The 14,400-nt window shown below is 70.6% G+C and carries 9 protein-coding genes; 1 reads left to right on the forward strand and 8 read right to left on the reverse strand.

Translation table 11 applies throughout. The annotated features are described in order from the left end of the window. Positions 1-40: 40 nt before the first annotated feature. The 4 genes from AC1DWP_RS06825 to AC1DWP_RS06840 form a co-directional block, all read right to left on the reverse strand. A complete protein-coding gene (locus tag AC1DWP_RS06825) occupies positions 41-3,217 on the reverse strand; it encodes a hypothetical protein (protein ID WP_477613702.1) in 3,177 nt (1,058 codons plus the stop codon). Further along, the gene (locus tag AC1DWP_RS06830) at positions 3,187-3,546 is read right to left on the reverse strand and encodes a response regulator (RefSeq protein ID WP_477613703.1); all 360 of its coding nucleotides are present in this window, start codon (positions 3,544-3,546) and stop codon (positions 3,187-3,189) included. Before AC1DWP_RS06830 ends, AC1DWP_RS06825 begins: the two co-directional genes overlap by 31 nt. A 91-nt stretch (positions 3,547-3,637) precedes the next feature. Further along, positions 3,638-4,939 carry a D-arabinono-1,4-lactone oxidase gene (locus AC1DWP_RS06835; RefSeq protein ID WP_477613704.1) on the reverse strand — a complete coding sequence of 434 codons (1,302 nt, stop codon included), beginning with the start codon at positions 4,937-4,939 and terminating at the stop codon, positions 3,638-3,640. Continuing rightward, entirely contained in the window at positions 4,936-6,081 is a 1,146-nt protein-coding gene (locus tag AC1DWP_RS06840; RefSeq protein WP_477613705.1) for an amino acid deaminase/aldolase, read from the reverse strand. The genes AC1DWP_RS06835 and AC1DWP_RS06840 overlap by 4 nt, the downstream gene beginning before the upstream one ends. 163 nt (positions 6,082-6,244) lie before the next feature. Here AC1DWP_RS06840 and AC1DWP_RS06845 point away from each other — a divergent pair, with 163 nt between their 5' ends. Next, the gene (locus AC1DWP_RS06845; RefSeq protein ID WP_477613706.1) at positions 6,245-8,266 is read left to right on the forward strand and encodes a PhoX family protein; all 2,022 of its coding nucleotides are present in this window, start codon (positions 6,245-6,247) and stop codon (positions 8,264-8,266) included. A 47-nt stretch (positions 8,267-8,313) separates the two neighbouring features. On the opposite strand, the gene AC1DWP_RS06850 is transcribed toward AC1DWP_RS06845, so the two are convergent. The 4 genes from AC1DWP_RS06850 to nuoL are packed head-to-tail and all read right to left on the reverse strand — an operon-like array spanning position 8,314 to position 14,394. Beyond that, positions 8,314-9,333 (reverse strand): polyprenyl synthetase family protein, encoded by a 1,020-nt coding sequence (locus AC1DWP_RS06850; protein WP_477613707.1) that lies wholly within the window; start codon positions 9,331-9,333, stop codon positions 8,314-8,316. Further along, complete coding sequence (nuoN, locus tag AC1DWP_RS06855) at positions 9,330-10,928, reverse strand: NADH-quinone oxidoreductase subunit NuoN (RefSeq protein WP_477613708.1); 1,599 nt, start codon at positions 10,926-10,928, stop codon at positions 9,330-9,332. Before nuoN ends, AC1DWP_RS06850 begins: the two co-directional genes overlap by 4 nt. Then, a complete protein-coding gene (locus tag AC1DWP_RS06860; RefSeq protein ID WP_477613709.1) occupies positions 10,928-12,457 on the reverse strand; it encodes an NADH-quinone oxidoreductase subunit M in 1,530 nt (509 codons plus the stop codon). Before AC1DWP_RS06860 ends, nuoN begins: the two co-directional genes overlap by 1 nt. After that, the gene (gene nuoL, locus AC1DWP_RS06865; protein ID WP_477613710.1) at positions 12,457-14,394 is read right to left on the reverse strand and encodes an NADH-quinone oxidoreductase subunit L; all 1,938 of its coding nucleotides are present in this window, start codon (positions 14,392-14,394) and stop codon (positions 12,457-12,459) included. The genes AC1DWP_RS06860 and nuoL overlap by 1 nt, the downstream gene beginning before the upstream one ends. Between the last annotated feature and the right edge of the window lie 6 nt (positions 14,395-14,400).

Here is a 14,400-nt window from a genome sequence, read left to right on the forward strand (position 1 = left end):
GGGTCGACCAGCCGAGCGGTTGGACCCGTGGTCGGTGCCGCTACGGGGTGACACGGTGCATCCCTCCGGCGAAGAATGCCTGGTCGAGCGCGACGTCGTAGAACCTCTCGGCCAGCCACGTGAACGACACGACGTCTCCGTCACGGTGGTAGGTGCCGGCCATCAAGCCGTAGCACTCGGTGTTGCCGTCGACCCCGAAGTGCAGGGTGACCTTCTCACCCGCGGTGACGAACACGGCGGTGCAGTCGGCGCCATGGGGCTGGTCGACGGCCACCTGACCGTTGCGGACCACGAAGGTCCACACCCCGGCGTTGCTGACGGCTTCGGCGTCCGAAACTCCCGCCGCCCGGAGGACCGCGATGTCGGCGTCGACCCGCCAGGTGCCGTCGAGCAGGGTCTGAGGCCCTTGCGGCGCAAGGGAGTAGACGTCGGTGCCGGCAGTATGGAGGTTGTCGCAGGTGGCCCCCACCGGTGCGGGTTCCGATCCTCGGAGGGCCACGATCCGGTCCACCAGCTTCGCGACCGTGGCGTCCCGACGGGCCGCGGCGACGACGGGCGCGAGCGCGGCACCGAAAGCCTCGAGCTCGGCCGGCGTGAGCTGTACGGACGCCGCCGAGGGTGTGTTGCACCAGCGCTGCAGGCCACGCGCCTCGGTGTCCCGTCGCGCCACCCCAGCACGTATGCCGTCGCGCACGACCGCGCCGAGCCGTCGCCGTTGCTCGGCGGAGAGGGCGGCGTGCGCGCTACGACGCATGACCACGACGTCGAACTTGGTGTAGAGCGTGAGGTTCGAGGTGAGCACGGCGGGGAGGGTCACTGCTCCCACCTGTTGCAGCGACGTCTCGATCCCCGTCACCGCGCGCTTCTCCACCTTCCGGGTCCGGACCTCACCCACGCTGTGGTCGGTCCTGGCGCCCAGGGTCGTGACCATGGCCTCGACCCCGGGGCCGACGCGGGTGTTCACGACCTCCCCGCGGTAGTCGGGCGGAGTGCGGAACGCCTTGGCGCCGTGCGTGAACGGATGCCGCGCGCCACCCGGCACCAGCGCGAGCCCGACGAGCCCGATGCGGTCAAGGTCGGCCATCAGGGCCGCGGCGACCGGATCCGCGGCGACGCGAGCCGCGTGTTCCGGGGCCTCGACGAGCAGCGGGAGCTGGAGCGGTGTCAGTGACGCAACCCCGGCCCCGACGAGACGGTCGGCCCGGATCACGCTGAGGTCCGCCCGCCCCGCCCGGAGGGCGGCCAGCGTGCCGCCTTCCTCGTCCTCTGACTGGGCGGCCGAGGGAAGCTGCGTCCCCGCGCCCAGCACCAGCGACGAGCCGGCGGAGGCCCGGACCAGCTCCTCGAGCACGTCGGCGCCGATCCCGCCGGGTCCGTTGCCGTACATGGTCCGCAGCAGGACCGGGTCGGCATCGCGCCCGCTGCGGGCGGGCGGACCCGCGCACGCCGACAGCACCAGGGCAACGCACAGACCTAGCAGTGCGACGACTCCCGACTGGGCGCGGCGCGTTGCGCGCGCCGGCCCGTCACGGTCCGATCGCCGGTCATGCGACGTCGGACCCGATCCGTTCGACGTGACGGGCAGCCGCAGCTCGAGCTCCGAGCCGCCGCTCGCTCCAGACCGCGCGGTGAGGGTTCCCCCCAGGGCAGTCGCGCGCTCCACCAGGCCGCCCAGCCCGTGACCGCCCACGTCGACTCCACCCGGCCCGTCGTCGCGGACCAGCAACCAGAGCTGGTCACCGCTGAGCCGGGCGCTGATGACGACCGCGGCACCCGGAGCGTGCTTGGTCGCATTGGCCAGTCCCTCGGCGCACGTGAACCAGGCAGCCCGGGCCACCGAGGCCCGCGGCCGCCAGCCATGCGGCAGGTCGCAGGCCAGCCGCGCACCGGTGCCGCTGCGCGCGACGAGTCCGGTCAGCGCATCCTCCAGGCTTTCCGCGCCCACCGGGTCGACACCGCGGGCGACCCGCAGCAGCTCGTCGCGCGCGCCGGCCGCACGCGCAGACAGCCCTGACGGCGCATCGGGCAGCTCGGGTACGGATCGCCCACACCCCTCCAGGGCGGCAACCACCTGGTCCATCCGCGCGACCGGTCCCCGAGCCAGGCTGGCCACGAATCGCTCCCGCTCCGCCTCCGCCGCCCGCACCAACCGCTCCCTCGAGGCGGCGAGCTCGGTGGCCCGGTCCCTGAGCTCGGCCTGCAGCAGGGCGCCACGTCGGGCCAGCCGGAGCACCTCCCGGACCGAGTCGGCGACACCGGGGTCACCGCCGAGTCCGGGGGCGAGGACGGCCACCAGCCGGCCGTCAGGGTCCACCACCTCCTCACCGTCGGCGGGCGGAGTCGTCGGCGAACCACCGGAGTCCACGGAGGCGCCGGCCAACGGAAAGGCCACCTGCACCTGGTCCCACCCCAACGTCCTGGCCAGGGCGTCCTCCAGGCCGTGTGGCGCCTCCCCTTCCTGACCTGGTCGCCACTCCCGCGGCTCCGGACCGGCGGCCACCACGAGCGCTCCGAGCCCCAGCGCTCCCTCGAGCAGGGTGCTTGCCGTTGCCGCTGCGGCACCCCCCACCCCAGCGGTCACCAGACCCGCCAAAGCCAGGGCGCCGGCGACCCCCATGGCGATGACGGCGGCGCCCCGGAGGGCGTCCTGCCCGGGACGACGCACGAGTGCGCCGTGACGAAGGTCTGTGCCGTGAGGGGCTGTGCGCTGACGAAGGGCGAGCAGGACGAAGGCCACCCCCGCCGCGCCGGTGGCCGTGTGCGCCCACCGGCCGTAGCCGAGGGCCGCCACGCAGGCCGGCAGCAGCACCAGTCCCGGCGCCCAGCGCACCCAACGAGAGGGCACGTGCGTGGCGGCAGTCGAGAGCCTCGCGGCGGTCGACAGTCCGAGGAGGGCAGCCGCGACCACGAGGCCTCCGGGCAGGAGGCCGAGGCGCAGGACCGGTCCCTCGAGGGGAGTCGGGAGCAGACCCGCGAGCCCGACGACGACCCACAAAACACCGGCTGCCAGCAGAAGCCAGGCCACCCGCAGCCGACCACGCCAGGCAGCACCGGCCCCGGCGGCGAGGAGGGCCCACCCGGCGAAACGATCGCCGAACAACGGCTGCGGCGCTTGGGCGACTCCCGGCGCCAGCCATCCCGCCAGGGCGACCACGCCGGCCACACCGCTCGCGACGAGCGGTGCGGTCAGCCCAGCAAGGCCGTGATCGCGTCGCATGCCAGGTCCTGCTTGGCGATGAAGCCCGCCACTGGCGCTGCGACGACCCGGGGATCGGAGGCCGCATCGGCGTCGCTCGAGATGATGATCAGGATTCGGCGGGGGTTGGCCTCGGCCAAGGCGCCCGCGAGCCTCAGACCAGCCTCGGAGTCGGGCAGGTTGAGGTCGAGCAGAACCACCTCGGGGTCCAGCTCCCGGGCCTGTTCCAAGGCCTCTGCGCTGCTGGCGGCGGCCCCCACGACCGTGAACCCCTCACGACTCAGCCACGCACTCGCCGACGCCCGGAACTGGGCGTGGTCGTCGACCAGGAGGACGCGGTGGCCCGTCATGGGCCAACGCTACGCGCGCGGAGACACCCTCACCTCGGGGTTTCCCCTTAGTCGCCTTTGCCCCTTTGCGATCCCGCGGTATGCCGGGTGCTCACCTCCCCAGGACGTGGTCCAGGTGTGCGTTGGCGAACAGGCGCTGCGGGTCCAGGCGGTCTCGCACCGCGAGGAAGTCACCGAACCGCGGATAGAGCTCCGCCAGCCGGTCGGCGTCGAGGGTGTGCAGCTTGCCCCAGTGGGGGCGACCGGCATGCTCGGCCACGATCGCCTCGAATACGGCGAAGGCACCGTAGTCGTCCATCCGGTGGTACTGGTGGATCGCGAGGTAGGCGTTCTCCCGCTCGTAAGCGGTCGACAACCAGATGTCGTCGGCGCCGATGAACCGGATCTCCAACGGAAAGGTCAGTGGCGCCCTGTGCTTCTCGAGCCAGTTGCGCACGGCCACAACGACATCCGCGACGGCGGCCCGGGGCACGGCATACTCGCTCTCCCTGAAGCGCACCGTACGCTCGGCGACGAAGACGCGCCACGAGTCGTCGGTGTACTCACGTGCGCCGAGCAGTCGCGCGCTCACCGCGTTGAGCCGCGGGACGATCCCCGGCCAGCGCCTCGCGCCGCGGTTGGTGAGCTCGAAGAGGCGGTTGGAGAGCAAGTCGTCGTCCAGGACCGCGCGCCACCGCGGCAGGGGGCTGCCAGGGTGGTCGTCGTCGATGCGGTCGTTGTGCTTGACGAGGACCCGGTCGGTCAACGGGAACCAGTGCATGTCGACGTGGTCGTGGCGCTCGACGTCCTCCTCGATGCGTTCCAGGACCTCGAACAGGTGGGCGCCGAACTCCTTGGCGTGCAAGCGAAAGGCCGGCACGCACTGGAGCTCCACCTCGGTGATCACCCCCAGGGCCCCCAGGCCCACCCGCGCAGCCTGGAACACCTCTGGCTCGACCTCGATCGAGCACTCCAGCAACGAACCGTCGGCCAGCGCCAGCACCAGCCCCGAGACCGCCGCGGCGATGCCCTGCAGTCGCAGGCCGGTGCCGTGCGTACCCGTCGAGATCGCCCCCGCGATCGACTGCCGGTCGATGTCGCCGAGGTTGGGGAGCGCCAGCCCGAGCGCCTGCAGCGCCGGGTTCAGGACGTGCAGAGGAGTCCCTGCGAGCACCCGGACCCGGCGGCGATCCCGGTCCACGTGGGTGATCCCGCTCAGCAGGTCGAGGCGCAGCTGGAGGCCGTCCGTGGCCGCAACGGCCGTGAACGAGTGCCCCGCCCCCACCGCCCTCACCGGTATGCCGCGTGCCTGCGCCCGCAGGATCGCCGCCGACACCTCGTCCGGACGTCGAGGGGTGGCAACCTCCGCCGGGTTGCTCGTCTGGTTGCCGGCCCAGTTGGTCCAGGCCGTCATCCGAAGTTCTTTCCCTCACCGCGGTAGGTCGGGACCGTCTCGACCAGCTGGTCCCCCCTCACCAGGTGGAGGGCGTCGAACCGCTCACACATCTCCCCTGCCTTGGCATACCGGAACCACACCCGGTCGCCCAGCTTGAGGCCACGAACTCCGTTGCCCTGCAAGGGGGTCTGCACCTCACCAACGCCCTCTGACCTGACCAGCTTGACGCCCCGACGGCCGAACGGCGAGGGCACCCGCGCCCACCCCGGCGGCCCCGACGCCACGTAGCCGCCGCCGAACGCCGTGACGAACCCCGCGCCGGGGTGTCGCACGACGGGGAGGGCGAAGGCCGCCGCGGGTCGCGGGGTGAAGTCGTCGTAGCCGTCGAACAAGGTCGGGCCGTACAACCCTGACCCGGCCGCGAGCTCGGTCACCGCAGGGTCCTGGCCCGTGATGTGCAGCGACCCGGTGCCGCCACCGTTGACGAACTCGAGGTCCGCCACTTCGCGCACGGCAGCGACGACCTCGCCGCGGCGTTGGAGGAGGGACTCGGCCGAGCGCTTCTTCACGAGCCGCACGACAGGCGAGGAGTCGGGCAGCCCCGCGATCTGGGCGTCGTAGAACATCAGCCCGACCACCGAAAGGCCAGCAGTCGCAGCGGCTCGCGCCACGGCAACGGCGTCAGAGGGCTCCCGCAAGGGCGACCGCCGGACACCGAGGTGCACGCGCCCGACCCGGAGCGAGGCGTCGACGTCGAGGGCCACCCGCAGCCCGTGCGGCCGGTCGAGCCCGGCGAGGAAGTCCACGTGCTCGAGCGAGTCCGCGGTCACGGTGACCTGCGCAGCCTCCCGCTCGTCGGATGCCACCGCCGCGAGGGCCGCGCGGTCGACGCTGGGATAGGCCACGAAGACGTCCTCGAAGCCTGCGGCGACCAGCCAGCGGGCTTCCGGCACGGCATACGCCATCACACCGGCGAAGCCGGGCTGCGCCAGCGCCCGGGACAAGAGGCTTCGACAACGCACCGACTTGGACGCCACGCGGATCGGCGTGCCCGCAGCACGCCGCACGAGGTCGGACGCGTTGGCGTCGAAGGCGTCGAGGTCGACGACGGCGAACGGAGGTTGCACGGCCGCGGTCGCCGCGTCCCACAGGAGGGTCACACACGCGACCCTATCGACGGCGTACCTCCTGTTCACCGGAAGTCACCGGACCTTCACCTGCGCGCCCCCGACAGTCGGCCGCGTGTTCCTAGGTTTGCCGGTGACCGCGCCTCCCGCGCGAGCCCGCGCCCCGTGCGCGACCCGAGACCCGGAGGAACCCTCAATGTCAGCAGTTTCGCCCGAGCGCACCACCCTCCCCCTCCTGACTGTCCACCAGGGCGGCCGCAGCGCGATGACCTGCCACTTCAAGTGCGACGACGCGTGCAGCAAGCCCGTCCCGAACGAGACCCGCAACGGCTACTTCGGCGACCTCGTCGCGGCCGGAGCCTCCCGGCGAGCGGTCCTCAAGGGCAGTGGCGTGATCGCAGCGGTCGTCGGCCTCGGCACCCTGGCCGGAGTGCAGTCCGCCGCCGCCGCGCCCGCGTCGACTCCCGCGGCGCCGTCCACCGCCGGCGGCACCAAGTCCCCCTTCGGTTTCACGGCCATCGCGCCCCAGCCGGCGGGCACCGACAAGGTCGTCATCCCCGACGGCTTCGAGTGGTCGACCATCATCGCGTGGGGCGACCCGATCCTGGCCGATGCTCCCGACTTCGACTTCGAGGACCAGAGCGCGGCCGCGCAGGAGGGGCAGTTCGGCTACAACAACGACTACACGACGTTGGTTCGCGGCCGCGACGAGAACCACGCGACCCTGGTGTGCAACAACGAGTACACCAACGACGAGCTCATGTTCCGGGGCTACACCGGGTCTGCCTCCCTCACCCCCGAACAGATCCGCATCACCATGGCCGCGCACGGGATGTCGGTCGTCGAGCTGCGCCGCACGAACGCCACCGCACCGTGGAGCCACGTGAAGGGCGCCGCGGCGAACCGTCGCGTCACCGCCACCACGCCGTTCCACTTCGACGGCCCTGCTGCCGGCCACCGGCTCCTCCGGACCAGCAAGGACGTCTCCGGCACCAGGGTGCTCGGCACGTTCGGCAACTGCTCGGGAGGCCTCACCCCGTGGGGAACCGTCCTGTCCGGCGAGGAGAACTTCAACGGCTACTTCTCCGCGGCAGCTGCCCCGGCCGACCAGGCAGACGCCTACAAGCGCTACGGCCTCACGGGTTCCAAGGGGCGCGGCTGGGAGCGGGTGGACAGCCGTTTCGATGCGACCCAGGAACCCAATGAGGTCAACAGGTTTGGCTGGATCGTCGAGCTCGACCCGTCGGATCCGTCCTCCACCCCGGTCAAGCACACCGCGCTCGGCCGGCTCAAGCACGAGGGAGCCAACGTCACCGTTGCTCCCGACGGCCGCGTGGTCGCCTACCTGGGCGACGACGAGCGGTTCGACTACCTCTACAAGTTCGTCTCGCACGGCCGGTTCCGCCCCGGCAGCTCCCCCAAGGCACGGGCGCACAACCTGACGCTGCTGTCCTCGGGCGACCTCTACGTCGCGAAGTTCACCGGGGACGGTTTCGAGGACGGCATCAGCGACGGCTCCGGCCAGTGGCTGCCCCTGGTCGTCGACAACCAGAGCCAGGTCGCCGGGTTCACCGCCGAGGAGGTGCTCATCTGGACGCGGCTCGCCGCAGACAAGGTGGGCCCCACGAAGATGGACCGGCCCGAGGACGTCGAGCCCAACCTGGTCAACGGCCGCACCTACGTCGTGTGCACCAACAACACCAGCCGCCAGCCGAGCCAGATCGACGAGGCCAACCCGCGCGCCAACAACAAGCACGGCCACATCATCGAGATCACGCCGGCCCTGGGCGACGACACGACGACCACCTTCACCTGGAAGATCGTGCTCATCGCCGGTGACCCGAACGACCCGACGACCTACTTCAACGGCTACGACCGGTCCGAGGTCTCGCCCATCTCCTGCCCCGACAACATCGCCTTCGACCACGACGGCAACATGTGGATCGCCACGGACGGCAACGCCCTCGGCGCCTGCGACGGCATGTACCTCTTCCCGCTGTCGGGCCCGCACCAGGGTCACCTGCAGCAGTTCCTGTCGGTGCCGGCCTACTCCGAGTGCTGCGGACCACTGGTCACCTGGGACCAGCAGACGGTGCTGGCCGCCATCCAGCACCCGGGTGAGACGACCGGCGCCTCACCCGCCGTGCCGCGCAGCCAGTTCCCCTACCTCGGCGGGGGCCAGCCCCGCCCGGCAGTCATCCAGATCCACCGCGCCTGACCACCTCGGCAAGGAGGTATGCCGCGGACTCAGGTCCGCGGCATACCTCAGCCGACGCGGGAGACGACGCTCGTCGCCAGGGCCCGCAGCGCCGCCTTGGCCTCGCTGTCGGGCAACGGGTCGAGGACGTCCTGGGCGGCTCTGGCCACGGCGGCGGTGTGTTCGCGGGCCTGCTCCATGGCCGGGTGCACGCGCAACAGCCCGAGCGCCTCGTCGAGCAGCGCCTGGTCGCGCAGCTCGGTCCGCACCAGCTCGCGGAGCCGGTCGTCCGCGGGGTCTGTCGAGGCGAGGGCATAGAGCACCGGAAGGGTCCGCTTGCCTTCGCGCAGGTCCGTGCCGGGGGTCTTGCCCAGGTCCTCGGCCTCCGACGAAACGTCGATGAGGTCGTCGGCGAGCTGGAAGGCCATGCCGAGCCGTTCGCCGTACTCGCGCATGATCTCGACGGTCTGCTCGTCACACCCCGAGAACATCGCGCCGTAGCGTGCGGCCGTCGCGATCAGGACGCCGGTCTTGTCGGCCAGCACCCCGAGGTAGTAGTCGACGGGGTCCTGCCCGCTGGGGCTGGGGCGGTCGTCCCGGATCTGTCCGGCGCACAGGCGCACGAAGGTCTCGGCCTGGATCTTCACCGCGACGGCGCCGAGGTCGGCGATGATCGACGACGCGGTGCCGAAGAGCATGTCGCCGACGAGGATCGCGGTGGAGTTGCCGTACTTCGCATTGGCGCTGGGGGCGCCGCGACGGACCTCGGCCTCGTCCATGACGTCGTCGTGGCACAGCGAAGCGACGTGGGTCAGCTCTACCCCGGCCGCCGCGGCGACGACGTCCGCGTTGATGCCGGTCCCCAGCTCGGAGGCCAGCAGGGTCAGCAGCGGACGGAACCGCTTGCCCCCGGCCTCGATGAGGTGGGTGTTCGCCTCGGCGATGAAGTCGTCGTCGTGGTCGACCTCGCGGCGCAACAGCGCGTCGACCTCGTCGAGACCGACCTGCAGGCGCGCTGAAAGCCGTTCCGACGTGCCGGGCAGGACGATGACGGGAGGAGTCGAGCTCGCCCGGCGAGGTTGTGTCATTTCACCAAGAACTGCGACGACCGCTCGGCGAGGTCGAGGGCCTGCGACGGGAGCACCCCGAGGGCGAGCGTCACGAGCGTGCCGATCGTGATCGCGATCGTGGTGAACGGGGAGGCCGTCTCGGCGACCACTGCCTCACCTGCCGGCGGGTCGGTGAAGTACATGAGCACGATCAGGCGGACGTAGACGAACGCCGTGATCACGCTGCACAGGACACCGATGATGACCAGGGCCACCCCCGAACGCCCGCCGAAGCTGATCGCCGGCGAGAAGGCGGCATACTTCGCGGCGAAGCCGGAGGTCAGGGGGATCCCCGCGAACGCCAGCAGCAGGAAGGCGAAGACCCCGGCGACCACGGGGTGGTTGCGACCCAGACCCGCCCACTGCGAGAGGTGGGAGGCCTCGGAGCCGCCCTGGCGCACGAGGGACACCACGGCGAAACCGGCGATCGTCATGAAGCCGTAGGCGACGAGGTAGAACATCGTGCCCGAGACGCCGGTGCGGTCGAAGGACAGCACGGCGACGAGGATGAAGCCCGCGTGCGCGATGGAGGAGTAGGCGAGCAGCCGCTTGACGTCGGTCTGGGTGACCGACAGGACCGCACCCACGACCATCGTCAGGGCGGCGACGGCGATGACCCCACCACGCCAGTCCCAGCGGTTGGCCTCGATGCCCACGTAGACGACGCGCAGGATCGCGCCGAAGGCGGCGACCTTGGTGCACGCCGCCATGAAGCCGGTCACCGGGGTGGGGGCACCCTGGTAGACGTCGGGGGTCCACGAGTGGAACGGCACCGCGCCGACCTTGAACAGCAGGCCGATCAGGACGAGGAGCACCCCGGGCAGCAGCAGGCCCTCGAGCGCTCCGTTGGCCGCGCTGACCGCCGTCGCGATGTCGGCGAGGTAGAGCGATCCGGCGTAGCCGTAGAGCAGTGCCGCACCGAAGAGGAAGAACGCGGAGCTGAAGGCGCCGAGCAGGAAGTACTTGAGCGAGGCCTCCTGCGACAGGAGCCGGCGACGACGGGCCAACCCGCACAGCAGGTAGAGCGGGAGGGACAGGACCTCGAGCGCCACGAACATCGTCAGGAGGTCGCCCGCGGCAGGGAACAGCAGCATGCCGACGACCGAGAACAGGGTCAGCGGAAAGACCTCGCTGGTCGCCAGCCCGGCGCGCAGTGCTGCTGCCTCGTGGGGCGACCCGGGGACGGCCGCACCCATGGGGGTGAACGCATCCGCACCCTGGCCGCCGAACTTCTCGGCCATCGTGAGGATGCCGAGGGCAGCCATCGCCAGGATCGCGCCCTGGAGGAACAGCGCGGGGCCGTCGATGATGACCGCCTGGGCCAGCGTGCCCCCGCGGTGGCTCGCCTGGGTCGACACCGCCACGAGGACGACGAAGGCCGCGACGAGCGTCACGAGGGCCAGGCTGACCTGGATCGCGTGCCGCAGCCGACGCGGGGCGAAGGCCTCGACGAGCACGCCGATCATGGCTCCCGCGACCACGATGAGCATCGGGGCGATGGCGCCGTAGTCGACGTCGGCAGCCTTGAAGGCGGACGTGAGCATCGGCGGGGACAGGACCGTCATGGCGGGCATTACTTCGTGCTCCCGTCAGCAGCGGAGGTGGGGTTCGGGTCGGTCACGCCGACGTGCTTCAACGTGGCGGTCACCGCCGGGTTGAGCATGTCGAGGGCGGGCTTGGGGTAGAACCCGAGCACCAGGAACGCCGCGATGAGTGGGGCCACGACGAGCTTCTCCCGCACCGTGATGTCGCGGACCGGCGCATCGAGCTCCGGCCTGGGACCGGTCATCATCCGCTTGTACATGAGCAGGATGTAGAGCGCCGCCAGCACGATGCCTGCCGTCGCGATGACCGCGGGCACCGGGTAACGCTGGAACGTCCCGACGAGCACCATGATCTCGGAGATGAACGAGCTCAGTCCGGGCAGGGCCAGGCCCGACAGGCCGGCCACCAGGAAGACACCGGCCAGTCCGGGCGTGATCCGTTGCCAGCCACCGAAGTCGGGGATCCGCTTGCTGCCCCGACGGGCGACCAGCATGGCTCCGATGAGGAACAGGGCCGCCGTCGAGAAGCCGTGGTTGAGCATGTAGAGCGTGGAACCCGCCCCGCCCGTCTTCGTCAGGGCGAAGATGCCCAGGACGATGAAGCCGAAGTGGCTGATCGAGGTGTAGGCGATCAGTCGCATGATGTCGGTCTGGCCGATCGCCAGCAGCGCACCGTAGAGGATCGAGATGACCGCCAGCGTCAGCACCACCGGGGTCGCCCACTTGGACGCCTCAGGGAACAGCTGGAGGCAGAACCGGATCATCCCGTAGGTGCCGACCTTGTCGAGCACGCCGACGAGCAGCACTGCTGTCGCGGGGCGCGCCTCGGTGGCGGCGTCGGGCAGCCAGGTGTGAACGGGCCACATCGGAGCCTTGACGGCGAACGCGATGAAGAACGCCACGAACATCAGCCGCTCCGGCGTCGCACCCAGCGACAGGCCGGTGAGCTTGGACACGAGGAAGCCGTCGGACCCACCCGGCCCGTAGTGGTAGAGCGCGATGACGCCCACCAGCATGACCAGCCCACCCGCGAGTGAGAAGAGCAGGAACTTGACCGCGGCATACTGCCTGCGCGATCCCCCGAAGGAGCCGATCAGGAAGTACACCGGGATGAGCATCGCCTCGAAGAAGACGTAGAAGAGGAAGACGTCGGTGGCGGCGAAGACGCCGACCATGAACGTGGCCAGCACCAGCATCAGCGCGAAGTAGTTCTTCTCGCGTTTGCCGCCCTCGGGCACGTCGTCCCAGGCGGCCAGGATGCAGACGGGGGTCAGCACCAGGGCCATCAGGATCATGACGAGCGCGATGCCGTCGACGCCCAGCGCGTAGGACACCCCGAACTGCGGGATCCACTCGTGCTGCTCGGTGAGCTGGAACTGCGCGCCCGAACCGTTGTCGAACTGGAGCGCGGCGGCGATGCCGAACACCAGCGTGACCAGCGAGAAGCCCAGGGCGACGTGCTTGGCCCGGTCGGTCAGCCCGGCCGGGAGCCCGGCCACGACGGCAGCACCGATGAGCGGGATCAGCCCGATCACGGTCAGCCAGGGGAAGTTCGTCATCACTGGATCACCCACATGGCACCGAGGATCACGACGACGCCGGCGAGCATCGTCAGGGCGTACGAGCGTGCAAAGCCGTTCTGGAGGCGACGCAGGCGGCTGGACGTGCCACCGACGAGGGCGGCCAGACCACCGACCGCGCCGTCGACGCCGCGGTTGTCGGCGAAGACCAGCGCCCGGGTCAGGTGGACACCGGGTCGCATGAAGACTCCTTCGTTGACGTCGTCCTGGTAGAGGTCACGGCGCGCGGCACGGGTGACGAGCGAGCCCGCGGGCTGGGCGTGCGGCACCTCGTCGCGCCAGTAGCGCATCCACGCGAGGGCGATGCCGCCGGCGACCAGCAGCAGGGTCAGCGTCATGAGCAGCCACACCGGCAGGACCGGCTCCTCCCCCTCGTGTGCCCCCACCACCGGCTCGAGCCAGGAGGTGAACGTCCCGCCGATCGACAGGACGAGGCCGAGCAGGGCCGAGCCCACCGCGAGCACGATCATCGGGACGGTCATGGTGAGGGGCGACTCGTGGGGGTGCACGTCGTCGGTCCAGCGCTTCTTGCCGTGGAAGGTCATGAAGAACAGGCGGGACATGTAGAAGGCCGTGATGCCGGCACCGATGAGAGCGGCACCGCCGAACACCCACGGCCGCCAGCCCTCGCCGATGAAGGCCGCCTCGATGATCTTGTCCTTGGACCAGAAGCCCGAGAACGGCGGCACGCCGAGGATCGCGAGCCAGCCGAGCCCGAAGGTCAGCCAGGTGATCTTCATGGCGCCGGACAACCCACCGAAGCGGCGCATGTCGACCTGGTCGTTCATGCCGTGCATGACCGAGCCTGCGCCGAGGAACATGCCGGCCTTGAAGAAGCCGTGGGTCAGCAGGTGGAAGATCGCGAAGGCGTAGCCGACCGGGCCGAGGCCGGCGGCGAGCATCATGTAGCCGATCTGCGACATGGTCGAAGCAGCCAGTGCCTTCTTGATGTCGTCCTTGGCGCAGCCGACGATGGCTCCGAAGATCAGCGTCACGGCACCCACGGCGACGACCGCCAGCTGGGCGTTGGGCGCGTTGTCGAAGATGAAGCTGCTGCGCACCACGAGGTAGACGCCGGCGGTGACCATGGTCGCCGCGTGGATCAGCGCGGACACCGGGGTCGGGCCGGCCATCGCGTCGCCGAGCCAGCTCTGCAGCGGGAACTGAGCCGACTTGCCGCAGGCACCGAGCAGCAGCAGCAGGCCGATCGCCGTGAGCACACCCTCGCCCGCACCGCCCTTGGCGGCCTCCTGGACGCCCGCGAAGGTGACCGTGCCGAAGGCCGCGAACATGACCATGATCCCGACGGACAGGCCGAAGTCACCGACGCGGTTGACGACGAACGCCTTGTTGGCGGCGGTGGCGTAGGTGGGGTTGTGGTTCCAGAACCCGATGAGCAGGTAGGACGCCAGACCCACGCCTTCCCAGCCGACGTAGAGCAGCAGGTAGGAGTCGGCCAGCACCAGCAGCAGCATCGCGGCCACGAACAGGTTGAGGTAGGCGAAGAACCGGCGCTTGTCGGGGTCGTGATCCATGTAGCCGAGCGAGTACACGTGGATCAGCGACCCGACGAAGGTCACCAGCAGCACGAAGGTCACCGACAGCTGGTCGACGAGCATCCCTGCGTCGAGGTTGAACGACCCCGCCGGCACCCAGTTGAACAGGTGCAGGTGCGCGGCACGCTCCTCGGCGCCGCGACCGAGCATCGAGATCCAGACGACGAGGCCGACGACGAAGGCCGCCCACGACATCGCGACGGCGAACAGCGGCCCCCACTTGTCGGTGGCGCGGCCACCGAACAGCAGCACGGCAGCACCGAGCAGCGGGAGGGCTACCAAGAGCCAGGCGTATGCCGTGACGCCGGTGGCCGCTGTTGCGGCCCCATCAGCGGCGGCGAGGTGGGCGAGGGAGGTCACCTGGTG

Source organism: Pedococcus sp. P2_F6 (assembly GCF_056403675.1).